The 22,197-nt window shown below is 67.5% G+C and carries 16 protein-coding genes; 6 read left to right on the forward strand and 10 right to left on the reverse strand.

Features of this window, described 5'->3' with window-relative positions:
• Window positions 1-44: 44 nt before the first annotated feature.
• From paaE to pyrH, 7 genes are all read right to left on the reverse strand, one after another.
• Entirely contained in the window at window positions 45-1,118 is a 1,074-nt protein-coding gene (gene paaE, locus BMX29_RS08930; protein ID WP_092812058.1) for a 1,2-phenylacetyl-CoA epoxidase subunit PaaE, read from the reverse strand.
• Window positions 1,119-1,380: 262 nt separating this feature from the next.
• The gene (gene paaD, locus BMX29_RS08935; protein ID WP_092812060.1) at window positions 1,381-1,902 is read right to left on the reverse strand and encodes a 1,2-phenylacetyl-CoA epoxidase subunit PaaD; all 522 of its coding nucleotides are present in this window, start codon (window positions 1,900-1,902) and stop codon (window positions 1,381-1,383) included.
• Complete coding sequence (gene paaC / locus BMX29_RS08940) at window positions 1,896-2,744, reverse strand: 1,2-phenylacetyl-CoA epoxidase subunit PaaC (protein WP_092812062.1); 849 nt, start codon at window positions 2,742-2,744, stop codon at window positions 1,896-1,898. The genes paaD and paaC overlap by 7 nt, the downstream gene beginning before the upstream one ends.
• Complete coding sequence (paaB, locus tag BMX29_RS08945) at window positions 2,744-3,028, reverse strand: 1,2-phenylacetyl-CoA epoxidase subunit PaaB (protein ID WP_092812064.1); 285 nt, start codon at window positions 3,026-3,028, stop codon at window positions 2,744-2,746. Before paaB ends, paaC begins: the two co-directional genes overlap by 1 nt.
• A 45-nt stretch (window positions 3,029-3,073) precedes the next feature.
• Window positions 3,074-4,066, reverse strand: a complete 993-nt coding sequence (gene paaA / locus BMX29_RS08950) for a 1,2-phenylacetyl-CoA epoxidase subunit PaaA (protein WP_092812066.1) — start codon at window positions 4,064-4,066, stop codon at window positions 3,074-3,076.
• A 176-nt stretch (window positions 4,067-4,242) separates the two neighbouring features.
• Entirely contained in the window at window positions 4,243-5,112 is an 870-nt protein-coding gene (locus BMX29_RS08955; RefSeq protein WP_092812068.1) for a PaaX family transcriptional regulator C-terminal domain-containing protein, read from the reverse strand.
• Window positions 5,113-5,197: 85 nt separating this feature from the next.
• The gene (gene pyrH, locus BMX29_RS08960) at window positions 5,198-5,914 is read right to left on the reverse strand and encodes a UMP kinase (protein ID WP_043844552.1); all 717 of its coding nucleotides are present in this window, start codon (window positions 5,912-5,914) and stop codon (window positions 5,198-5,200) included.
• A 495-nt stretch (window positions 5,915-6,409) separates the two neighbouring features.
• Between pyrH and BMX29_RS08965 the strand changes: the two genes are divergently transcribed.
• From BMX29_RS08965 to BMX29_RS08985, 5 genes are all read left to right on the forward strand, one after another.
• The gene (locus BMX29_RS08965; RefSeq protein ID WP_092812070.1) at window positions 6,410-8,023 is read left to right on the forward strand and encodes a peptide ABC transporter substrate-binding protein; all 1,614 of its coding nucleotides are present in this window, start codon (window positions 6,410-6,412) and stop codon (window positions 8,021-8,023) included.
• Window positions 8,024-8,145: 122 nt separating this feature from the next.
• The gene (gene oppB / locus BMX29_RS08970) at window positions 8,146-9,069 is read left to right on the forward strand and encodes an oligopeptide ABC transporter permease OppB (protein ID WP_043844553.1); all 924 of its coding nucleotides are present in this window, start codon (window positions 8,146-8,148) and stop codon (window positions 9,067-9,069) included.
• A 24-nt stretch (window positions 9,070-9,093) separates the two neighbouring features.
• Window positions 9,094-10,002 carry an ABC transporter permease subunit gene (locus tag BMX29_RS08975; RefSeq protein WP_244889204.1) on the forward strand — a complete coding sequence of 303 codons (909 nt, stop codon included), beginning with the start codon at window positions 9,094-9,096 and terminating at the stop codon, window positions 10,000-10,002.
• A gap of 153 nt (window positions 10,003-10,155) precedes the next feature.
• Window positions 10,156-11,124, forward strand: a complete 969-nt coding sequence (locus BMX29_RS08980) for an oligopeptide/dipeptide ABC transporter ATP-binding protein (protein ID WP_092812073.1) — start codon at window positions 10,156-10,158, stop codon at window positions 11,122-11,124.
• Window positions 11,121-12,122, forward strand: coding sequence for an oligopeptide/dipeptide ABC transporter ATP-binding protein (locus BMX29_RS08985; protein WP_092812075.1), 1,002 nt, complete (start codon window positions 11,121-11,123; stop codon window positions 12,120-12,122). Before BMX29_RS08980 ends, BMX29_RS08985 begins: the two co-directional genes overlap by 4 nt.
• Before the next feature lie 60 nt (window positions 12,123-12,182).
• Here BMX29_RS08985 and mdoH read toward each other — a convergent pair whose 3' ends face one another.
• Both mdoH and BMX29_RS08995 read right to left on the reverse strand, forming a co-directional pair.
• Entirely contained in the window at window positions 12,183-14,063 is a 1,881-nt protein-coding gene (mdoH, locus tag BMX29_RS08990) for a glucans biosynthesis glucosyltransferase MdoH (RefSeq protein WP_092812361.1), read from the reverse strand.
• 8 nt (window positions 14,064-14,071) lie between these two features.
• The gene (locus BMX29_RS08995; protein ID WP_092812077.1) at window positions 14,072-15,640 is read right to left on the reverse strand and encodes an OpgD/OpgG family glucan biosynthesis protein; all 1,569 of its coding nucleotides are present in this window, start codon (window positions 15,638-15,640) and stop codon (window positions 14,072-14,074) included.
• A 340-nt stretch (window positions 15,641-15,980) separates the two neighbouring features.
• On the opposite strand from BMX29_RS08995, the gene BMX29_RS09000 reads away from it, so the two are divergent.
• Entirely contained in the window at window positions 15,981-20,678 is a 4,698-nt protein-coding gene (locus BMX29_RS09000) for an ExeM/NucH family extracellular endonuclease (protein WP_092812079.1), read from the forward strand.
• 273 nt (window positions 20,679-20,951) lie between these two features.
• Here the strand turns inward: BMX29_RS09000 and tgt are convergent, their stop codons facing one another.
• Complete coding sequence (gene tgt, locus BMX29_RS09005; protein ID WP_092812081.1) at window positions 20,952-22,079, reverse strand: tRNA guanosine(34) transglycosylase Tgt; 1,128 nt, start codon at window positions 22,077-22,079, stop codon at window positions 20,952-20,954.
• Window positions 22,080-22,197 lie beyond the last annotated feature (118 nt).

Below are 22,197 nucleotides of genomic sequence, written 5' to 3' on the forward strand. Positions count from 1 at the left end.
GTGGTTGATGTCCTGTGCGCGCGAGACCGCGCCCCTGTCGCGCCTCAGGCGTCGTAGGTGATGACGACCTTGTCCGAGATAGGCACGCACTGGCAGGTCAGCACGTAGCCTGCCCGGACCTCGTAATCCTCGAGCGCGTGGTTCGTCTCCATCTCGACCTCGCCCTCCAGCACCTTGGCGCGGCAGGTCGAGCAGACCCCGGCCCGGCACGAGAACGGCGCATCCATGGCGTTGTCGAGCGCGGCCTGCAGGACCGGCGTGCCGTCCTTGGGCATCCGGAACGTCCGCGTCGCGCCGTCGAGCGTCACCTGCGCCTCGCACATGGCGCCTGCCTCGGCGGCCTGTTTCGACACCACCTTCTTCGCGCGGCCCGGCTGGGACGAGGCGAAAAGCTCGAATTTGATGCGATCGTCGGCCAGGCCGTGCTGACGCAGGCTTTCGGCGATGGTCAGCATCATGGGCTCGGGGCCGCAGATGAAAGCCGTGTCGACCGAGGCCGGGTCGATCCAGTGGCGGAAGAGCGCATCCATCTTCTCGGCATCCACGCGCCCCGAGAACAGGTCGATGTCCTGCGACTCGGATTCCAGAACGTGAATCACCGAGAACCGCCCGAGATAGGTGTTCTTGAGATCCTCCAGCTCCTCGCGGAACATGATCGAGCTGACCTGCCGGTTGGCGTAGACCAGCGTGACCTGCGCGTTCGGCTCGCGCGCCAGAACGGTCTTCACGATGGACAGGACCGGCGTGATCCCCGACCCGCCGGCGAAGGCGAGATAGTGCTTCTCGGTCGCTGCATCGAGCGGGGTGAAGAACTTGCCCATCGGCGCCATCGCCTCGAGGGTGTCGCCGGGCTTCAGCTCCTCGTTGGCCCAGGTCGAGAACGCACCACCGTCGACCCGCTTGATGCCCACGCGCAGCACGCCGTCATCCAGCCCCGCGCAGATCGAGTAGGACCGGCGCAATTCGTCCCCGTCGAAGTCGCGGCGGAAGGTCAGGTACTGGCCCTGCGTGAAGTCGAAGGCCTGTGCGGCGTCGTCCTCGGGCCGAAGGGTGACCACCACGGCATCGCGGGTGGTCTTCTGAACGTCGGTGACGGTGAGCGGATGAAAGCGTGGCATCAGGCGGCGTCCTGCGCTTGGAATGGGTGAGCGTGGTTCGGCGCGGAGTGCGGCGAACGGGGCACGGCGCGGTGCCGCGGTTGAGGCTTGGACAGGGACCGCGCCTTCCCGGCAGCATGGGCTTCGCGCCAATCGCCCGTAGCGTCCGCGACGAGGTATGGATCGCGGCCGGCGCGGGTTTGCTCGCCGGGGAAACGGTGAAGCGCATTGCGCGCCAGGGCATCGGTTCTCGCAATCATCGTCCGTCCTCCCCGACAGCCGATCAGATGCACTTGAAGTAGTCGAAGGGCTCCAGGCACTCGGTGCAGCGGTAGGCCGCCTTGCACGGGGTCGAGCCGTACTGGCTGACCCTCTCGGTCGCGCCGGAGCCGCAGCGCGGGCACGTCACGGTCAAGTTCGACGTCCCTGCAAGACGCGCGGCGCGCGCGCTGGTCACGTCCGAGGCAGTCCCGTCCACCGGCGGTGCAATGCCGTAGGCGCGCAGCTTGTCGCGCGCGGCCTCGCTCAGCCAATCGGAGGTCCACGGCGGCGACAACCGGCGTTCCAGCCGGACCTGCTTCACGCCCTTGGCATGCAGGTGCGCTTCGATGTCGAAGTTGATGACCGCCGTGGCGGGGCACCCCGAATAGGTCGGCGTCACGGCGACCACGAGCGTCTCCCCCTCCCGGCGCACCTCGCGGACAATGCCGAGATCGGTGACCGAAATCACCGGGATCTCGGGATCCGGCACCTCGGACAGCCATTCCCACACAGTGGCCGTGTCGGGCAGCGTGTCGGTCACCATTCCGCCCCCGGATAGGCGCGCTGCAGGAACTGCATCTCGGCCAGAAGGTAGCCCAGGTGCTCTGTGTGGCGCCCCTGCCGGCCCCCACGATGGACGTCGCCGTTCTCGGGCGGGGTGAGCGTGGCCTCCTCCAGCACCTCACCCACCAGCGCCGTCCAGTCCGCGCGCAAGTCCTGCGGCAGCGGCGCGATCCCGGCCTCCACTACGGCCTCGTCCACCGCATCACCGGTGAACATCTCGCCCGTGTAGGGCCAGAGCCGCTCGAGCGCGTCCTGCATCCGGGCGTGGCTCTCGTCGGAGCCATCACCAAGTCGGATTACAAGATCACTCGATCTTTCAAGGTGATAGCGGACTTCCTTCAACGCCTTCGCGGCAATCTCGGCAACCTCGGTCACGGTCGAACCGGCCAGCCGCTCGAGCATCAGGTGATGCCAGGCGTCGAACAGGAACTGCCGCATGAGCGTGCGGCCGATGTCGCCGTTCGGAAGCTCGACCATCTGCACGTTGCGGAACTTCATCACGTCGCGCAGGTAGGCAAGGTCGTCGGCGGTGCGCTCACCCTCCTCGACCTCGGCGGCGAGGCCGAGCCACATCTGCGTATGACCGATCAGGTCGAGCGCCACGTTCGCGACGGCGATATCCTCTTCCAGCGCCGGGCCCTTGCCGCACCATTCCGACAGACGGTGCCCGAGCACGAGGGTCGAGTCGCCCATGCGGCACAGCCATTCGAAGAAGGCCGGCTTTAGGTCGGGCTGGTCGGCCAGAACGTCGCGCGGCTGACCCTCGGCCCGGTCGGCGAGGTCCACCACATTCGGCGTCGTCATGTCGGGAAGCGACGGCATCACATGTGCCCCACGTCGTCGGGAATGTCGTAGAAGGTCGGGTGACGGTAGACCTTGTCCTCGGCCGGGTCGAAGAGCGGCCCCTTCTCGGACGGCGCCGAGGCGGTGATCTCCTTCGACGGCACGACCCAGATCGACACGCCCTCCTTGCGGCGGGTGTAGACGTCACGCGCGTTGTTGATCGCAGTCTCCGCGTCCGGCGCGTGCAGGCTGCCCACGTGACGGTGGTTCAGCCCGTTCTGGCTGCGGATGAAAATCTCCCAGAGCGGCCACTCTCTCGACATGAACGCCTCCTCCTAACGTCTTTATAAGACCGGTCGAACCGGCGCTCACTCGGCCGCCGTGGCCGCCGCCTCGCGCCGCTTCGCGGCTTTGTCGGCATAGGCGGTCAGCCCGTCGCGGAACCACGCGCCCTCTTCCCACGCCTGCACGCGGGTGCCGAGCCGCTCCTTGTTACAGGGTCCGTTGCCCTTGAGCACTTCGAAGAACTCGTCCCAGTCGGGCTGAGTGAAGTCGTATCCGCCCTTCTCCTCGTTCCAGGCAAGGTCCGGGTCCGGCACCTCGAGCCCGAGGAACTCGGCCTGCGGCACGGTCTCGTTCACGAAACGCTGGCGCAGCTCGTCGTTGGTGTTGATCTTGATCTTCCACGCCATCGACTGCTCGGAATGGACCGAGTTCGCATCGGACGGGCCGAACATCATCAGAGCCGGATACCAGAAGCGGTTGAGCGCATCCTGAGCCATCTCGCGCTGGGCATCGGTGCCGCGCGCCATCTTCATCATGATGTGGTAGCCCTGCCGCTGGTGGAAGCTTTCTTCCTTGCAGATGCGGATCATCGCGCGGGAATAGGGGCCGTAGGAGGTGCGCTGCAGCGGCACCTGGTTCATGATCGCCGCCCCATCCACAAGCCAGCCGATCGCGCCCATGTCCGCCCAGGTCAGCGTCGGGTAGTTGAAGATCGACGAATACTTGGCCTTGCCGGAGTGCAACTGCTCTAACATCTCGTCACGGCTGATGCCCAGCGTCTCGGCGGCGGAATAGAGGTACAGACCGTGGCCCGCCTCGTCCTGAACCTTGGCCAGCAGGATCTGCTTGCGCTCGAGCGTGGGCGCCCGCGTGATCCAGTTGCCCTCGGGCAGCTGGCCGACGATCTCGGAATGGGCGTGCTGGCTGATCTGGCGGATCAGTGTCTTGCGGTAGCCTTCGGGCATCCACTCCTTGGGCTCGATCTTGTCGCCCGCGTCGATGCGCGCCTGAAAGCCCTTCTCCTCGGGGGTCTGTTCGCCCGAGCTGCCCTCGGATTTCACCATCTGTGCATACATCGGTCGTCCTCCTCTCCTCGAGACGAACGCGGAGCGGGATCGTGTGGATCCCTCGACTGCCCGTGGGCGCGTGCCCGTCGCCTCCCCGAACCCGGCGATGCCGATCGGGTGATGGAGGATGTAACACGAAAAGCGTCACACTTGAAGGGGATTCAATCGTTTTGGCGTGACGCTTTTCAGTCACGCATGGTCGCCAGTGCCGCGAGACGTGCGGACGTGGCTTCGGTTTCGGCGGCCAAGTGTCCGTCAGCGCCGTGGAAATTCGCACCGACATGGGAATCCGCCACGGGACTGAGGGCCAGGTAGACCTCGGCGAAAAGCCGCCGTGCCTCGGGGCCGGGCCAGTCGGGGGGCAGCACGTCGGACGGCAGGCGCGGGTCGGACAGCACCGCCTGCCGATAGGCGTGCACCAGCCGCAGGCGCAACGCGAGGCTGGCCGCACCGTCTTTTGGCGCCTCGCCCGCCAGCGCCCCGGCCATGCGCACGAAGCGGCGCAGAAAGGTGCGATACGCGTCGGCCACGTCCTTCAATGGCCAGTGCGCGGCAGCAAAGGCGCGCGCCGGCGCGCGTCCCGCGTCCGCGGTCGCAGTCAGCAGCGCCCCCGCAGGCCGCGTCACGTCGGCGCGGTCGGGCGCCATGGCGAGATCGGGCGCCACGCGGGCCCAGCAGACCGCGCTCAGGTCGTCAGGCAGGTCGGTCGCGCCAGGCGCGATCAGCCAGCCGCGGGCTGGCGCGGGCGGATCGTAGAACAGCCCCGCCGCCTGCCGGAACTCGGCGCGGGCCGCATCGGTCAGGCGGTAATAGCTGCGCCGCCCCACCCTCTCGCCCGCCAGACGGCCGGACCCGACCAGCCGCGAGACCGCCGTCCGCGCAAGGCTTTCCGAGATGCCGTGATCGGCACACGTCTCGATGAGCGTACCCATCCAGAGCGTGCCGCCGCGGGGCTCGGCCACGTCGCCGTAGATGGTGACGATGAAGCCGGTGGCGCGTGGCGCCGGCCCGTCGAGACAGGCGCGCAGCGGAGGGGACAACGTGTCTGGGATCATCGGGGCCTCTGTCTCTGTGCACCGAGGAACAGAGACGAAGCCGCCGGGGGGTGCAAGCCGCGCGGAAGGCGCGCGGCCCGCGCCGTCAGTAGAAGGTCACGTCCGCATCGTCGGTGATCGTGGTGCCGATGGTCTCTCCGTTCAGCACGCGGCCTGCGGCGCCCGACTGGTCGAAGCCGACCACGTGGACGCGCATCTTGTGCTGCTGCGCCAGCACCAGCGCCGCCTGGTCCATGAAGGTCAGCCGGTCCTTGATCGCCTTCTCGAAGGTCAGCGTCTTGTAGAGCTTGGCGTCGGCGTTCTTCTTCGGGTCGCTCTCGTAGACGCCGTCGATGCCGTTCTTCATCGCCAGCACGCAATCGCAATCCAGTTCGATGGCGCGCTGCACCGAGGGGTAGTCAGTGGTGAGGTAAGGCTCGCCGATGCCGCCGCAAAGCAGAACGATCCGCCGCTTCTCGAGGTGGCGCTGGGCGCGACGGCGGATGTAGGGCTCACCGATTTGCGGAATGGTCAGCGCCGACATCAGGCGAACCTCGATGTCCGAGGTCGCCTCGATCTTGGCGCGCAAGAGGATGCCGTTGGCGATGGTGCCGAGCATGCCGACGTTGTCGGCCTCGACCCGCTCGATGTTCCAGTCGCTGGATATGGAGCCGCGGAAGATGTTGCCGCCGCCGATCACGCAGGACACCTCGGCCCCGTCGTCGTGCAGCTTCAGGATTTCCTTCACGACCGCAGAGATCGCATCGTCCGAGAATACGCCGCTCGACCCGCTTGCCAGGGCCTCGCCGCTGATCTTGACCATCACTCGCAAAGGAAATCCCCCGTCCGGCTCGCGTCGCCGGTCTGGTATCGGAGCGGTCCCGGCAAGTCAACGCGCAGGATTTATGTCGACATTTCATTGCCTTAATTCCCGCCCGGCGACCACGCCGAGCCATGAGCCATCGACGGCACGCGTGCGGGCGGATGTGCGCCAAACCAGCGCGCCTGCGGCTTCAAAAGGGGACACGGTCGTCGCGAGCGCCCCACGAATCGCCATTTGTAATTTTGATAAAATTATCTGCGCGGCTTGAGTCATTTTCGGAAATCTCACGTCTGCGTGCCGGCGCGACTCGGGTCTTGACCGTGGCCCGGAATGCCGGACGATCGGCGTGTTCCAGCCGATCGGCGAAAGAGTCGGGCCCTTCCGCAACGTGAGGGTTGTGCCGCGCGACAGCCGAGGACCCAATTTCCCGCATTCCGGGCGTCGACGCGCCCGCGCCAACCAGTCCGAATGGACGCCAATGGAGGTATCACCCGCATGTTCCGACCGACGCTCGCCGCCTCGGCCCTCGCGCTTCTCGTCGCCACGCCCGCGCTGGCCGACAATCCCGTGCCCGAGGGCACCACGCTGGCCGAGGACCAGACCTTCACGTTCTGGCTGCTCGACGCGATCAAGTCGATGGACCCGCAGATCAACACCGACGTCGAGGGTTCCGACGTTCTGCGTCAGCTGTTCGAGGGCCTCTACAGCGAGGACGCCGACGGCAGCCTCGTTCCGGGTGTCGCCACCGATCACGAGGTTTCGGAAGACCAGACAACCTACACCTTCACCCTGCGCGACGACGCGACGTGGTCGAACGGCGACCCGGTGACGGCACAGGACTTCGTCTATGCCTGGCGCCGGCTGGCCGACCCCGCGACGGCTTCTGAATACGCGTGGTACATGGAGCTGATGCAGGTGGTGAACGCCCCCGAGGTCATCTCCGGCGACATGGAGCCCGAAGAGCTGGGCGTGCGCGCGGTGGACGACCATACCTTCGAGGTGCAGATCGCGACGCCCCTGCCCTACTTCCCGCAGATGGTGGTGCACGCGTCGACCTTCCCGGTCCACCAGGCAACCATCGAGGAGTACGGCGACAACTGGACCCGTCCCGAGAACATGGTCGGCAACGGCGCCTATGTCCTCGACGAGCACATCCTCGGCGAGCGGGTGGAGATGTCGCAGTCCGAAACCTACTGGGACGCCGAGAACGTGGTGTTGACGAACCTCACGGCGCTCACGATCAACGACGTGAACCAGGGCCTGACGCGCTATCTCGCGGGCGAGCTCGACCGCGTGGACGTGCCCGCGGGCCAGTTCCCGCGCCTGAAGGAAGAGTACCCCGAGCAGGCGACATCGACGCCCTACTCGTGCTCGTACATCTACATGCTGAACGTGGGCGACAGCGGCCCCGAGGTGCTGAACGACGTGCGCGTCCGCAAGGCGCTGGCCTACGGCATCGACCGCGACATCATCGTCGACCGCATCCTGCAGGGCGGACAGGAGCCGTCCTACAACTGGACGCACTGGGCAACCGCCGGCTTCGAGGCGCCCGAGACCGAGTGGTCGACCATGAGCCAGGAAGACCGCATGGCCGAGGCTCAGGCCCTCATGGAAGAGGCCGGCTACGGCCCCGACAACCCGGTCGAGCTCACGCTCAACTACAACACCTCCGAGGATCACAAGCGCATCGCCATCGCGGCGAGCCAGATGCTCAAGCCGCTCGGCTTCGACATCACGCTCAACAACATGGAATGGAAGGTCCACACCGACCGGATGCAGGCGCAGGACTTCGAGATGGCACGCTACGCGTGGTGCGGCGACTACAACGAGGCGTCGACCTATCTCGACCTCTTCACCTCGTATTCGGGCCACAACAACGGCGAATTCTTCAACGAGGAATACGACGCCGTGATGAAGGAGTCGAAGACCGCCGAGGACCCGCTGCCGATGTACCAGGAGGCCGAGCGCATCCTGGCCGAGGAGATGCCGATCCTGCCGATCTACCACTACGCGCAGGTGGACATGGTCAAGCCCGACATCCGCGGCCTGCCCACCGAGAACGTGATGCAGACCTGGTACGCCAAGGACATGTACCGCGTCGCCGAGTGATCGCGGCCTGATGTGTGAGGGGCGCCAGTCGCGGCGCCCCTCGCCCGTCCGGGCCGCGTGCCCGGGCGTTCTTCCCATCCCGACCGACGCGCGCCCGCGCCGATCTTCGACAGGGGCTGCCGATGCTGTCCTACACGCTCAAGCGTCTGGCGCTGGCCATTCCGACGCTGCTGATCCTCATCATCGTCTCGTTCGTGCTGATGCACGCGGCCCCCGGCGGGCCGTTCACGTCCGAGCGCGAGCTGCCGCCCGAGGTGCTGGCCAACCTCAACGCCAAGTACGGGCTCGACCAGCCGCTCTGGCGCCAGATCGCAACCTATGTGTGGGGCATCCTGACCGAGTTCGATTTCGGCCCGTCCTTCGTCTACAAGGACCGCACGGTGAACGAGATCATCGCGCAGGGCTTCCCGGTCACGCTGACCTACGGCGCGATCTCGTTCGTGGTCGCGGTGCTCGTCGGCGTGACGCTGGGAACGGTCGCCGCGATCCGGCAGAACACGATCCTCGACTACTTCGCCGTGGGCGTGTCGATCGGCGCGCAGGTGCTTCCGAATTTCGTGATGGCGCCGATCCTCGTGCTGGTCTTCACGCTCTGGCTCGGCTGGCTGCCGGGCGGTGGCTGGCAGGGGGGCCAATGGGAATACATCGTGCTGCCGGTTGTGGCGCTGTCCACGTCGTTCATGGCGTCGATCGCGCGGATCACCCGGTCGTCCATGCTCGAGACGCTGAACCTCAACCACGTTCGGACCGCCCGCGCCAAGGGCCTGCCCGAACGCAGGGTGATCCTGCGCCATGCGCTCAAGCCCGCGATGCTGCCGGTCATCTCGTATCTCGGGCCGGCCTTCGTGGCGATGATCACGGGCTCGGTGGTGGTCGACGTCTACTTCTCCACCGGCGGCATCGGCAAAGCCTTCGTCGACAGCGCGCTCAACCGCGACTACGCGGTGATGATGGGGGTGACGATCCTCATGGGCGCGCTGACGATCCTGTTCAACCTCGTGGTCGACATCCTCTACGGATGGATCGACCCGAAGATCCGGTACTGATCCATGGTCGCCAATCAACACAAGATGGAAGCGCTGGCCGACCGCTTGTCCGAGGAGGACCCGGTTGCCGGGCGTTCTCTCTGGGCCGACGCCCGCCGCCGCTTCTTCGCCAATCGCGCCGCGGTGGCGGGGCTCGGGATCCTGCTGGTCGTGGCGCTCTTCGCCGCGTTCGGCGGGCTGATCGCCCAGTGGTCCAACGAAGAGCTTGACTACGCGGTGATGGGCGCCATCGCCACCGAGGGCGCACCGTCGCTGTCGAACGGGCACTATTTCGGCACCGACGACCTTGGCCGCGACCTCTTCGCGCGCACCGTGCAGGGGACGCAGGTCAGCCTGATGGTCGGGCTCGTGGGGGCACTGGTGGCGGTGGTCGTGGGCACGATCTACGGCGCGACGGCGGGCTATGTCGGGGGCCGGGTGGACAGCGTGATGATGCGCGCCGTCGATATCCTGATGGCCATCCCCTACATGTTCGTCCTGATCCTGATCCTCGTGATGTACGGACGCTCCATGACGGCGCTTTTCGTCGGCCTCGGGCTGATCTCGTGGCTCGAGATGAGCCGGATCGTCCGCGGCCAGACACTGAGTCTGAAGAACCGCGAGTTCATCGAGGCCGCGCGCGCCACCGGCGTGCCGGCGGTGACCATCATCCGGCGTCACGTGGTGCCGAACCTCCTGGGCGTCATCGCTGTCTACGCGACACTCCTGGTGCCGCTGATGATCCTGACCGAGTCGTTCATCTCGTTCCTCGGCCTGGGCGTGCAGGAGCCGCTGACCTCGCTCGGCGCGCTGATCTCGGAGGGTGCGGGCACCATCGCCTACGGCACGATCTGGCAGCTCGGGTTCCCGCTTCTGTTCTTCTGCCTGACGCTGTTCGGCTTCTTCTTCGTCGGCGACGGGCTGCGCGATGCGCTCGATCCGAAGGACCGGTGAGGATGGCTGCACCCGCCCAGTTCGAATGCCCCGCCCGGCGGCAAGACCGGGTCGCGCCGAACCGTCCCTTCGGGGCGGCGCTTTGGCGCCATTCCGCGTGCCGGCGCAGCCCTTCGCGCCGGATCGAGACATACGGCCCGGAGGCCTCCTGACATGTCCCTACTCGAGATCGACACGCTCGATGTCACCTTCGACAGCGCCGACGGCGCGGTACACGCCGTGAACGGCCTCTCGCTCTCGCTCGACAAGGGCGAGACGCTGGGCGTCGTCGGCGAAAGCGGCTCGGGCAAGTCCCAGACCGCCTTCGCGATCCTCGGCCTTCTGGCGCGCAACGGGCGCGCCTCGGGCTCCATCCGCTTCGACGGAAAGGAGATCCTCAACGCGCCGCCGAAGGTTCTGAACCGCCTGCGCGCGGACCGCATCGCGATGATCTTTCAGGACCCGATGACGTCGCTCAATCCCTACATGCGGATCTCGGACCAGATGGCCGAGGTGCTGATGCTCCACAAGGGCATGTCGAAACGCGCCGCACTGGCGAAATCGGTCGAAATGCTGGACGCCGTGCGCATTCCCGGCGCGAAGGACCGCATCCGCCTCTACCCGCACGAATTCTCGGGCGGCATGCGGCAGCGCGTGATGATCGCCATGTCGCTCCTGTGCCAGCCCGACCTGCTGATCGCGGACGAGCCGACCACCGCGCTCGACGTGACAGTGCAGGCGCAGATCATGTCGCTGCTGCGCGAGCTGCAGACCGAGTTCGGCATGGCCACGATGCTCATCACCCACGACCTCGGCGTGGTCGCCGGCTTCTGCGAGCGGGTGACGGTCATGTACGGTGGCCGGGTGATGGAACGCGCGCCGACCGATCCGCTGTTCGACAAGCCGACGCATCCCTACACCCGCGGTCTGCTGCACGCGGTGCCGCGCGTGGATCAGGGACAGGACCGGATGGAGGCGATTCCCGGCAACCCGCCCAACATGGCGCGCCCGCCCCAGGGCTGCCCGTTCCGCCCGCGCTGCGCCCATGCCGGTGAGGACTGCAGCGTGATGCCCCCGCTCGCGCCCGCCGGAGACGGCCGCGCCCGAGCCTGCCACCGCCCGGTCGAGGAGGTCGCCGCATGAGCACTCCGCTCCTTTCCGCCCGCGACGTGAACGTCCGCTTCGGGATCACCCGTCCCGGCGACATGCCGTGGACCAAGCCGCGCCGCCTGCACGCGGTCAACGGCGTCAGCTTCGACATCATGCCGGGGCAGACCCTCGGCGTGGTGGGCGAGTCAGGCTGCGGCAAGTCCACCCTCGCCCGCGCCCTGATCCGCACGGTGCCCGCCACCGGACAGGTGATCTGGGAAGGACGCGAGGACCTGCTCGCGCTGTCGCCGCGCAAGATGCTGGCCTACCGGTCCGACATCCAGATGATCTTCCAGGACCCGCTGGCGTCGCTGAACCCGCGGATGACGCTGGGCCAGATCATATCGGAGCCGCTGCGCACCCACCGACCAGACCTGTCACGCGACGAGGTGCGCACGCGGGTCGCGCGGATCATGGATCGGGTCGGCCTCCTGCCGCAGATGATCAACCGCTACCCGCACGAGTTCTCGGGCGGCCAGTGCCAGCGCATCGGCATTGCCCGCGCGCTTGCCGTGGAACCCAAGCTGCTGATCTGCGACGAGCCGGTTTCGGCCCTAGACGTGTCGATCCAGGCGCAGGTGGTGGAGCTGTTGCAGGAGCTGCAGCGCGACCTGAACCTCGCGATTCTCTTCATCGCCCACGACCTGAGCGTGGTGAAGCACATCTCGGACGAGGTGATGGTGCTCTATCTCGGGCGGGTGATGGAGGCCGCGCCGAAAGAGCGGCTCTACACCGACCCGCAGCATCCCTACACGCAGGCGCTGATGTCGGCGGTGCCGGTCCCCGACCCGAAGATCGAGCGCACGAAGACGATCATCCCGCTCTCGGGCGACCTCCCCTCCCCCATGTCCCCGCCGTCGGGTTGCGTATTCCGCACCCGCTGTCCGCGCGCGCAGGCCGATTGCGCCGAGACGGTGCCGGCGCCGGGCACGGACGTTCATCGGTGCGCCTGCCTCCACCCCGGTCCGCTGAGCGCCGAAGAGGTGGCCTGACGCGAAACGGGCGGGCCCGACATCCCGGACCCGCCCGTTGTTTCTGTCATAGCCTGGCGCTTATTCGGCCGCGATGGACCCCGGCGCGGGCGCCTTGAGCAGCGCGTGAAGCCGCGCCCTTTCGGCCCGAGCGTGTGTCTGCACCCGCGGCTCGCGCAGCGACAGCGGCGTGTCGAGGCGCAGCGGCTTGAGCGAGCTGTCCGCCACCCGCACCGACGACAGCCGCGACAGAGGCACCGCAAGGATCAGGCTGACCGCCACGGGGGCGAGCCAAGCCGAGAGAACCCCGGTCGCCATGCCCGTAACCATGACAACGCCAAGGATGGTCTCGAGCCAATGGAACCGGATCAGCGTGGACCACGAGTAGCTGGTGTTGCCCCGCTGCTGCGGCGCCCACGGGTTCGGACGGCCGAGCGCGGCGCGCACCACGGCTGCGGTCTGCTGCACCATGAGGATTGGCGCGTAGATGATGGCCAGCGCGATTTCGAACAGCGTGGTCAGTGCGAACCGGCCAGCCCCGCCATAGAGGCGTGCGACCCCCTTGCTGAAGAACAACAGCGCCGCGGCAGCCACCTTGGGCAGGAGCAGCATGAAGTAGATGAAGACGAGGAACCACACGCCGTTCATCTCGCTCATCTGCGGCCAGACCGGGTAAAGCGGGTTCGAGGCGTGGAAGTAGCTTACGGGCGCCTGCGTCATCGGCAGGATGGCGGACCAGATGACCAGCAGGACGAACCACGCCGGCGACAGCAGGTAGGCGAACGCGCCCTGCAGCATGTGGAAGCGCGAGATCGGGTGGAACCCCCGCGCCGTCAGCAAACGCAGGTGCTGGAGGTTGCCCTGGCACCAGCGGCGGTCGCGCAGCACGAAGTCGATCAGGGATGACGGCGTTTCCTCGAACGAGCCACCGGCGCGCGGCAGGAAGCGCACGGCCCAGCCGGCGCGGCGAAGCATACCCGCCTCGACGAAATCGTGGCTGAGGATCAGCTCGTTCTTGCCGCCGCGGCCGCGCAGGTACGGCAGTTGGGCGCTGTCCGCGAACGCTTTCGTGCGGATGATCGCGTTGTGGCCCCAGTAGTTGCCCTCGGACCCCGACCAGAGGGCGAGGCCCTCGGCCAGAAGCCAGCCGTAGACCGACGTGGCGAACTGCTGCATCCGGCCGAACAGTGTCTCGGCCGAGATGAGCACGGGGAAGGTCTGGATCAGGCCGGCATCGGGATCGCGGGCTAGCGCGTCTGACAGGTGGCGGATCGCGGCGCCGGTCATCAGGCTGTCGGCGTCGAGGACGACCATCGCGTCCCAGTTGGCGCCCCAGCGGGCGATCCAGTCGTTGATGTTGCCGACCTTCTTGTCGGTGTTCTCGGTCCGACGGCGGTAATGAACCGGGATCTCCCCGGCTTCCTGCCGCAGTTGCGCGACGGCGCGTTCCTCCTCGGCCGCGATCTCGGGATCGCGGGTGTCCGACAGGATGAAGAAAGCGTAGTCGTCACGCTTCCGGCCGCGGGCCAGCTCGCGCCGCATCGCGGCCACGTTGCCGAGCACGTCCCAGGGACATTCGTTGTAGACCGGCACGAGCAGCGCGACACGCTGGGCGGCACGCGGCGCGTCGCTTTCGCGTCCACGCCCGAGCCACAGCTTCAACGCGGCAATGCAAACGGCCGATACGGAAAGAGAAATCCAGACGAAGGTGAGGCCGACGAGCGTGACCACGATGCCTTCCTGCAGCGTGAAGCCGCCCGATCCGAACCACTGCACGATGCCGTAGATCAGAGACAGCGTGATCAGCAGGGGCGGACCGAAGGCGCCCACGCGCCACGCGATCGCGCCGAGACGCCAGCGCGGAATGGTCCGGCGGGCCTCGTCGGGTCGACGGGAGAACGCCTGCGCACGCATCGGCAGCGGCGTTTCCGCAGGCATCCAGGTCTCGTTGGTATCGCTCATTTCAGGTGTCAGGCCGTCCATCTGTATAGCCAAACCTCGCTCAAGGGTTCTCCGTTGCGCCGCAGCTGCGCACGGATTTCAACTATGCCGGCATTCCCGGGTTCCAATGTGAACGCCAAACGTGCGCCGCCGGTTTCCCGGTTCCACTGCACGGTCGGCGAATTCACGCGTCCCGCGGTTGCCCGTACCAGCGGTTCCACGCCGTCGAGGTCGGACGGCAGGGTGTCGGCCCCCTCGAAATCGATGGCGAAGCGCAGTTGACCCTCGGGCGCGCGCGCCTGTCCGGCGCGTGTGTTCAGAACCCGCAGACCGGTGCCGTAGTCGCTCTGGTCCGACCAGGTCATGTCGTAGGCGTAGCTGCGCGAGGTGCCCTCGGCGATGGGTTCGGCCGGGCGCCAGTAGGCGACGATGTTGTCGTAGATCTCGTCGTCCGTGGGAATTTCCACCAGCGTGATCGAGCCCTGCCCCCATGCGCCGCGCGGCGCGATCCAGAGGCTCGGCCGGCGGTGGTAGAGCGCTTCGAGGTCGCCGAAGCCGTCGAGGTCACGCTCGCGCTGCATCAGGCCGAAGCCGCGCGGATCGGTGTCGCCGAACGCGCTGAGCTGGAGCGACGCGGGGTTCGCCAGCGGACGCCACAGCGTCTCGCCCGCCCCGTTGTGCATGAGCAGCCCGTCGCTGTCGTGCACCGCCGAGCGGAAGTCCGAAAAGCGGTCGCGGTTGGTCTCGTCGAACTGGAACATCGAGGTCAGCGGGGCGATGCCAACGTTCTCGAGAGAGCGCCGGGCGAAGATTTCGCAAGAGACTTCGATCCGCAGGTCGGCGCCCGGCACGAGCCTGAACCGGTAGGCGCCGGTACAGCTCGGTCCGTCGAGCAGAGCGTGGATCACCACCCCGTCCGCGCCGGGGGCCGGACGCTCGATCCAGAAGGCGCGGAACTCGGGGAACTCCTCTCCCTCCGGGTCCGCAGTGCGCAACGCGAGACCCCGCGCGGACAGGCCGTAGATCTGCCCCGCGCCGATCCCGCGGAAATAGCTTGCGCCCTGGAATACCGCGAATTCGGTGAAGATGCCGGGGTTCTCGATCTCCGCGCGCAGGCGGAAGCCGGAGTAGCCGAGGCTCTCGTCCACCGGCAGGTCGGGGAACTGGTCGGAGGTGTCGAATACGTTCATGTCGAACAGCAACGGGCGGGTATTGCCGTCCTCGACGATCGAGATGTCGATGGGCGTCGGGAAGTAGAGCCCCGGAGGAAAGACATCGAGCCGGATCGGCTCCTTGCCGCTCTGGTTCCAGAGCGCGTTGCGGGCGTCGAACCAGATCGCGCGATACTGGTCGTAGCTGATCTCGGTCCATGCCTTGGGAATGCGCTGAGGCCGTTCGTAGGCCTGCTCGGCCCGGCTCCGCGCCATCTCGCGCACCATGTCCGGGCTGAAGGCGCTTGCGTCCCCGAGTTGCAGTCCCGGCACATCGTCCGGGGTGGGTGGGGATGCAGCGGCGTCGCCGGTCCCTCCGGCCTCCTGTCCGCGGGCGGGCATGGCGGCAAGGGCGGCCAGCCCGGCCAGAAGGTCGCGTCTCAGCATGATCTTACCTCTTCATGGTCGCAGTCGGTCCTACGGGAGCGGATATTCCGACTTTCGCGGGTAAGTATTGCCGCGCTGCAGAATTTTTCCAGTCCTATCGCACCGCCTGTCGGCGTCGTCGCGGACTAAACATTCGGATGACGTGTACGAAACGCGATGCTTACAACGCGGGCGATGTATTGCCGAAAACCGGCGACTTCTCGCCATTCGCGAGAACTGCGGACGTCTTTACAACCTGAACCCCTTGCATCTCGGGCCTGCATCGGTCGGCAATCGTTAAGGAATTGTCACGTCCGCCTGCGACTTCACGCGGGCCACGACCTTGTATCGGAGAATCGCGATGCCGCTTTCGTTTGGTAATTTTGTCTTTGGCTCGTTCGGGCCGGATAGCCTGATCGGCGGCGCGCGCGGTGAACGCATCTTCGGCCAGTTCGGCGACGACACGATCCGCGGTGGCGCGGGCGACGACCGGATCTTCGGCGGTTTCGGCGACGACAGCGCCGAGGGCGGCCCCGGCGACGACACGTTCTACGGGGGCCTCGGCACCGACACCGCGATCTTCGCGGGCAGCTACGCGGATTACGACATCGTCACGCAGGGCCGCTTCTTCCAGCGGGTCACGGTCTCAAGCGAGGCCGAAGGCACGGACAGGCTCTACCAGACAGAGGCGCTCCACTTCGCCGCCGACGATGCCACCATCTGGCTCGACGGGCGCAACAACGCGCCGGTGCTGACCGCCGCCGAGACGGTGACGGTCGCCGAGAACACCACCGCCGTGGACGCCGGGATCACTGTCGCCGACTTTGAAGGCGACGCGGTCACGCTGTCCCTCGAGGGCGCGGATGCGGGGCTCTTCACGCTGGCGCAGGACGGGACTCTGGCCTTCTCTACGGCGCCCGACTACGAGGCCCCTGCCGATGCAGACATGGATAACGCCTACGACCTGACCGTCGTCGCCACCGATGCAGACGGCGCCGAGACTCGCCGCGCGGTCGAGGTGACGGTCACCGACGTGGACGAGATCACGACCGCCGAGGCGCGCATCAACGAGTTCCACTACGACAATGCCGGCGCCGACACCGGAGAGTTCGTCGAGGTTCGCCTCGCCGAGGGTGTCTCGCCGGCGGACTTCTCTCTCGTCCTCTACAACGGCAACGGCAGCGGGCAGTACGAAACCTACGACCTGCCCGATGCCCCGGCGACGGTGCGCGACGGCTTCGCCTATTACGTGGTCGAGACGCCCGGGCTCCAGAACGGATCGCCCGACGGTCTCGCGCTGGTCTGGCAGGACGACACCGTGGTCGAGTTCCTCAGCTACGAGGGCACGCTGACTGCCGCAGACGGCCCCGCCGCGGGCATGACATCGACCGACATCGGTGTGAGCGAGCCCGGTGACACCCCAGTGGGTCAGTCGCTCCAGCGCACGGTCGAGGGCGACTGGACCGGCCCAGAGGCCGAGACCCGCGGCGATGACAACGACTTTGTCCCGCCTGCACGGATCGTCATCACCGAGATCATGCAGAACCCGAGCGCGGTGAGCGACACGGACGGCGAATATTTCGAGGTCTACAACGCGGGCGAGGCCGCCATCGACCTCGACGGCTGGACGATCTCGGACGACGGCAGCGACTCGCACGTGATCTCGGCGCCGGACGGGCTGATCGTGGCGCCCGGCGACTACCTCGTCCTCGCGCGCAACGGCGACAGCGATGCGAACGGCGGCATCGAGGCGGACTACGTCTACAGCGGCATCAACCTGGCCAACGGCGCCGACGAGGTGATCCTGACCGACACCCTCGGCCGCGAGATCGACCGCGTGGCCTATGACGGCGGCCCTGCCTTCCCCGACCCGAACGGCGCGTCGATGGAACTGACCGATCCCGCGCTCGACAATACCGACGGCACCAACTGGGAGACCGCGGACACGGCCTTCGGCGCCGGCGACCTCGGCTCGCCGGGCAAGGCCAACGACGATGACAGCGGTGAGCCAGTCGAATTCGTCGCGCGGCTGAACGAGCTTCACTACGACAACGACGGCGCCGACACGGGCGAGTTCGTCGAGGTGCGGGTGGCCTCGGGCGCCGATGTCTCCGCGACGCAGGTCGTGCTCTACAACGGGTCGAACGGCGCAAGCTACGAGACTGTCGCCCTGCCCGGCACACCCTCGGGCAGCGACGCCGATTGGGACTACTACACGCTCGAGATCGCGGGCATCCAGAACGGCGCGCCGGACGGCGTCGCGCTGGTCAACGGTGGCGAGGTGATCGAATTCCTCAGCTACGGCGGCACGTTCACCGCGACGAACGGCTCGGCGGCCGGAATGACCTCGACCGATATCGGCGTCGCGGAGACCGGCGACACGCTGGCGGGCCTGTCGCTACAGCGCGGCGCGGGCGACACCTGGTTCGGCCCCGTGGCCGAGACGCCGGGCGCGGCCAACGACGACGGCACCGCGCCGGACGCCCCCGTCATCAACGAGCTGCGCATCTCCTCGGAAGGCGCCAGCGACGACACCTCGAACTTCGTCGAGCTCTACGGCACCCCGGGCCAGAGCTTCGACGGTCTCACCCTGCTCGCCGTCTCGGGCGAGTTCGCCCCGGGCCAGGTGGATTACGCGGTCTCGCTCGACGGAGCGGTGGCGGACGAGAACGGCTTCCTGCTGGTCGGCGAGGCGTCGAATCCCGAACTCGGCGCCGGTGACGTGGGCGTTGACGGCCTCGACTTCTTCGGCTCGCCGCAGACCTTCCTCCTGGTCGAGAACTTCACCGGCACCGCGGGCGACGACCTCGACACCGATGACGACGGCGCCTTCGATGGCGACATCGGCACCGTCCTCACCGGCGTGTCGCTGACCGACGGCGACGACAACCCGGACGTCAACTACAGCACCGACGTCTTCGGCCCCGATGGCAGCTTCACCCCCGCGGGCCTCGCCCGCGCGACCGACGGAGACGGCGCCTTCGCCCTCCTGCCCTTCGGCGACACCTCGGGCGACACGCCCGGCGCCACCAACGAGACCGGCGATCCGGTCGAGCCGGGGGAGACCACGCTGATCTCGGCCGTGCAAGGCAGCGGCGGCGCCTCGCCGCTCGCCGGCCAGACCGTCACCGTCGAAGCCGTGGTGACGGCAGTCCGCGGCAACAACTTCTTCCTGCAGGAAGAGGACGCAGATGCCGACGGCGACGCCTCCACCTCCGAGGGCGTCTACGTCTTCCTCGACGCGAACCCCATGAACCTCGACCTGCCGTCTCTGGGCGACACGGTTTCGGTGTCGGGCACGGTGACGGAATATTTCGACCTGACCGAGATCGCGGACGTCACCGACATCACGGTCGTCGCCGGCGACACGCCCCTTCCGACCCCGGCCGACATCGGCCTGTCCGGAGACGCGATGCCGGATTACGAGGCCGTCGAGGGCATGCGCATCGCGCTTTCCAGCGAGACCGACGACCCGCTGACGGTGATCGAGAATTTCAACTTCGACCGCTTCGGCCAGATCACCGTATCGGCGGGGACCCAGACGCAACCCACGCAGCTATATGACCCCGAGACCGAGCAGGGCGCGATCCAGCAGTTGATGCAGGCGAACCTCAACAACCGCCTCCTGATCGACGACGGCTTCAGCGGCCAGAATCCCGACGCATTCGCGTTTGCCCCGGCAGGGGTCGGCGACAACGGCAACGGCTATATCGACAGCGGCGACACCTTCACCGAGGCCGGTCCGACCCTGCGCCTCGGCGCCGAGATCGACGGCCCGGTGACTGGTGTCGTGACCTACGGCTTCGGCGAATACGCCGTCCTGCCCGATGGCATCCTGCTCATCGACGAGGAGACCAACAGCGGCGCTCGCCCCGATGCGCCGGCCGATGTGGGCGGCGACGTCCAGGTCGCGGGTTTCAACGTGCTGAATTACTTCACCACGCTCGACACCGGCGGCAACATGACCGGCCCCGATGGCGCTCTCGAGCCGCGCGGCGCGACCAGCGCCGACGATCTCGAACGCCAGACCGCCAAGCTGGTGGACGCCGCGCTGACCACCGGTGCCGAGGTCTTCGCGTTGCAGGAGATCGAGAACAACGGCTTTGGACCGGATTCGGCCATTGCCACCTTCGTCGCGGCGCTGAACGCCGAGGCCGCGGCGCGCGGCACCGGCCAGGTCTTCGACTACGTCGATCCGACCGGCGGCGCGGAGGGTGCCTTCCTCGGCACCGACGCGATCACCACCGGCCTGATCTACGACACGACCGAGGTGAACCTGCTCGCCTCCGACTACCTGGTGTTCGACGAAGCAAGCGCGGCCGGCACCTACGACCTCGCCGACCAGATCGCGAGCCAGACCGGCAACGATATCGAGATCGGAAACTTTCAGCGCAATCGCCCGACAGTCGCCGCGACCTTCATCGAGACCGATGGCATCCAGGCGTTCACCGTCTCCTCGGTGCACTTCAAGTCGAAGGGCGACAGCGGCCTTGCCGACGTGGAGGCGGATGCGGTCGAGTTCCTCGCGGCGAACCCCGGCGACACGGGCGTTCAGTCCCTGCTCGACGCCCTGCGCGCCGATCCCAACTTCGACGCGGGCGACGGCCAGGGCTTCTGGAACGGTGTCCGCACCGACGCCGCGCAGGAACTGACCGAGTGGTTCGAGGCAGGCTCACCGGACGCCTATGCCGGTACCGGCGCCGACGATGTCCTGATCATCGGAGACTTCAACGCCTACGCGATGGAGGACCCGACGCAAACGCTGGCCTCGGACGAGGGCTACGTCGACCTGATCGACCGCTTCATCGGGCAGGACGAGGCCTACAGCTACGTCTTCGACGGCCAGCGGGGCACGCTCGACCAGGCAATGGCGTCCACGAGCCTCGACGACAATGTCTCCGGCCTCGCCGAGTGGCACATCAACGCCGACGAGCCCGACCTGCTGAGCTACAACTCTCGGTTCACCGAGGCGGCCTTCTACAGCGACGGCCCGTTCGCCTCCTCCGACCACGACCCGGTGATCGTCGGCCTCGATCTCGACGACCTCATCACCACCTGAACCGGGACGCCTCCGCACCTTCACCCAGCGCGCCGCTCCCGCGGCGCGCTTTTTCGTTCGCCCGGCGCGCCCCTTCCCGCGCCCGACGGAACGCCGATCAAAGGCCGGGCCGCAAGCCGGCGCTTCTTCGCAGACGGCTGGATTGCTCGCTCCACCCTTCGCGAAAAGGCGGCCCTCTCCGCGCACGCCCCTGCTTCTTCTTGGTTGAAACATCCCGGGAGCGAGAGGGCAGAGCCCGCGTGCCTCAGCGCGCCGCCCATGCGGCCTCGCGGATCAGAGCCGCTCGATATCTCCCCCAGCGCGCTCCGCATGGAACGCCGCCTCGAACGCGGCGAAGCGTCCTCCAGCGATCGCCGCGCGCAGGCCGGACATGAGCTCCTGATAGTAATGCAGGTTATGCCAGGTCAGCAGCATCCCGGCGATCATTTCACCGGCGCGGTGGACGTGGTGAAGGTAGGCCCGGCTGTAGTTGCGGCAGCACGGACAGGTGCAGGCCTCGTCGAGCGGACGGGGGTCGTCCATGTGCCGGGCATTCTTGAGATTGACCTGGCCGCGCCGGGTCCAGGCCTGTCCGGTCCGCCCCGAGCGCGAGGGCAGCACGCAGTCCATCATGTCGATGCCGCGCTTCACGGCGCCGACGATGTCGTCTGGCTTGCCCACTCCCATGAGGTAGCGCGGCGCCTCGCGCGGCAGCGTCTCGGGCGCGTGGTCGAGGCAGGCGAACATCGCCTCCTGACCTTCGCCCACGGCAAGGCCGCCCACGGCGTAGCCGTCGAAGCCGATCTCCTTCAGCGCCGCGGCGCTTTCCTCGCGCAGATCGGCCTCGAGACCGCCCTGCTGGATGCCGAAGAGCGCGTGGCCCGGACGGTCGCCGAACGCCTCGCGCGAGCGCGCGGCCCAGCGCATGGACATCCGCATGGAGGCCGCCACCCGCTCGCGCGGCGCGGGCAACGCCGGGCACTCGTCGAAGGCCATCACGATGTCCGAGCCGAGCTGGCGCTGGATCTCCATCGACCGCTCGGGCGAGAGGAAGTGTTTCGAGCCGTCGATGTGGCTCTTGAAGGTGACGCCGTCCTCGGTGAGCTTGCGCAGGTCCGATAGTGACATCACCTGGAAGCCGCCTGAATCCGTCAGGATCGGCCCGTCCCAGTTCATGAACCGGTGCAGCCCGCCCAGCCGTTCGATCCGCTCCGCGCCGGGCCGCAGCATCAGGTGGTAGGTGTTGCCCAGGAGGATGTCGGCGCCGGTTTCGGCCACGCTCTCGGGCATCATGCCCTTCACGGTCGCGGCGGTGCCCACGGGCATGAAGGCGGGCGTGCGGATGGTGCCGCGCGGTGTGTCGATCGCGCCGGTGCGGGCGCGGCCGTCGGTGGCGTCGAGGCGGAAGGAGAAGCGGGTCATGCGCGTCCTCTGCCCGATCCCGCGGCGCCCGGCAAGACGGCCTGAGCGCCGCAACGGAACTGCCGGCATGCGTTCACGGCGCCCGGCCCGAAACACGGGCCGGCGCGCGTCCCGACCG

The sequence above is a fragment of the Roseivivax marinus genome, assembly GCF_900109705.1.
Classification (GTDB): domain Bacteria; phylum Pseudomonadota; class Alphaproteobacteria; order Rhodobacterales; family Rhodobacteraceae; genus Roseivivax; species Roseivivax marinus.

What these genes read in the sequence shown, in the direction of transcription:
- paaE (WP_092812058.1), bottom strand. Translation starts at nt 1,118, where the DNA reads ATGCCACGCTTTCATCCGCTCACCGTCACCGACGTTCAGAAGACCACC.
- BMX29_RS08995 (WP_092812077.1), bottom strand. Translation starts at nt 15,640, where the DNA reads ATGCTGAGACGCGACCTTCTGGCCGGGCTGGCCGCCCTTGCCGCCATG.
- paaB (WP_092812064.1), bottom strand. Translation starts at nt 3,028, where the DNA reads ATGTCGAGAGAGTGGCCGCTCTGGGAGATTTTCATCCGCAGCCAGAAC.
- paaD (WP_092812060.1), bottom strand. Translation starts at nt 1,902, where the DNA reads ATGGTGACCGACACGCTGCCCGACACGGCCACTGTGTGGGAATGGCTG.
- BMX29_RS08965 (WP_092812070.1), top strand. Translation starts at nt 6,410, where the DNA reads ATGTTCCGACCGACGCTCGCCGCCTCGGCCCTCGCGCTTCTCGTCGCC.
- BMX29_RS08955 (WP_092812068.1), bottom strand. Translation starts at nt 5,112, where the DNA reads ATGATCCCAGACACGTTGTCCCCTCCGCTGCGCGCCTGTCTCGACGGG.
- BMX29_RS08975 (WP_244889204.1), top strand. Translation starts at nt 9,094, where the DNA reads ATGGAAGCGCTGGCCGACCGCTTGTCCGAGGAGGACCCGGTTGCCGGG.
- tgt (WP_092812081.1), bottom strand. Translation starts at nt 22,079, where the DNA reads ATGACCCGCTTCTCCTTCCGCCTCGACGCCACCGACGGCCGCGCCCGC.
- pyrH (WP_043844552.1), bottom strand. Translation starts at nt 5,914, where the DNA reads ATGGTCAAGATCAGCGGCGAGGCCCTGGCAAGCGGGTCGAGCGGCGTA.
- mdoH (WP_092812361.1), bottom strand. Translation starts at nt 14,063, where the DNA reads ATGAGCGATACCAACGAGACCTGGATGCCTGCGGAAACGCCGCTGCCG.
- BMX29_RS08985 (WP_092812075.1), top strand. Translation starts at nt 11,121, where the DNA reads ATGAGCACTCCGCTCCTTTCCGCCCGCGACGTGAACGTCCGCTTCGGG.
- BMX29_RS09000 (WP_092812079.1), top strand. Translation starts at nt 15,981, where the DNA reads ATGCCGCTTTCGTTTGGTAATTTTGTCTTTGGCTCGTTCGGGCCGGAT.
- paaA (WP_092812066.1), bottom strand. Translation starts at nt 4,066, where the DNA reads ATGTATGCACAGATGGTGAAATCCGAGGGCAGCTCGGGCGAACAGACC.
- oppB (WP_043844553.1), top strand. Translation starts at nt 8,146, where the DNA reads ATGCTGTCCTACACGCTCAAGCGTCTGGCGCTGGCCATTCCGACGCTG.
- BMX29_RS08980 (WP_092812073.1), top strand. Translation starts at nt 10,156, where the DNA reads ATGTCCCTACTCGAGATCGACACGCTCGATGTCACCTTCGACAGCGCC.
- paaC (WP_092812062.1), bottom strand. Translation starts at nt 2,744, where the DNA reads ATGCCGTCGCTTCCCGACATGACGACGCCGAATGTGGTGGACCTCGCC.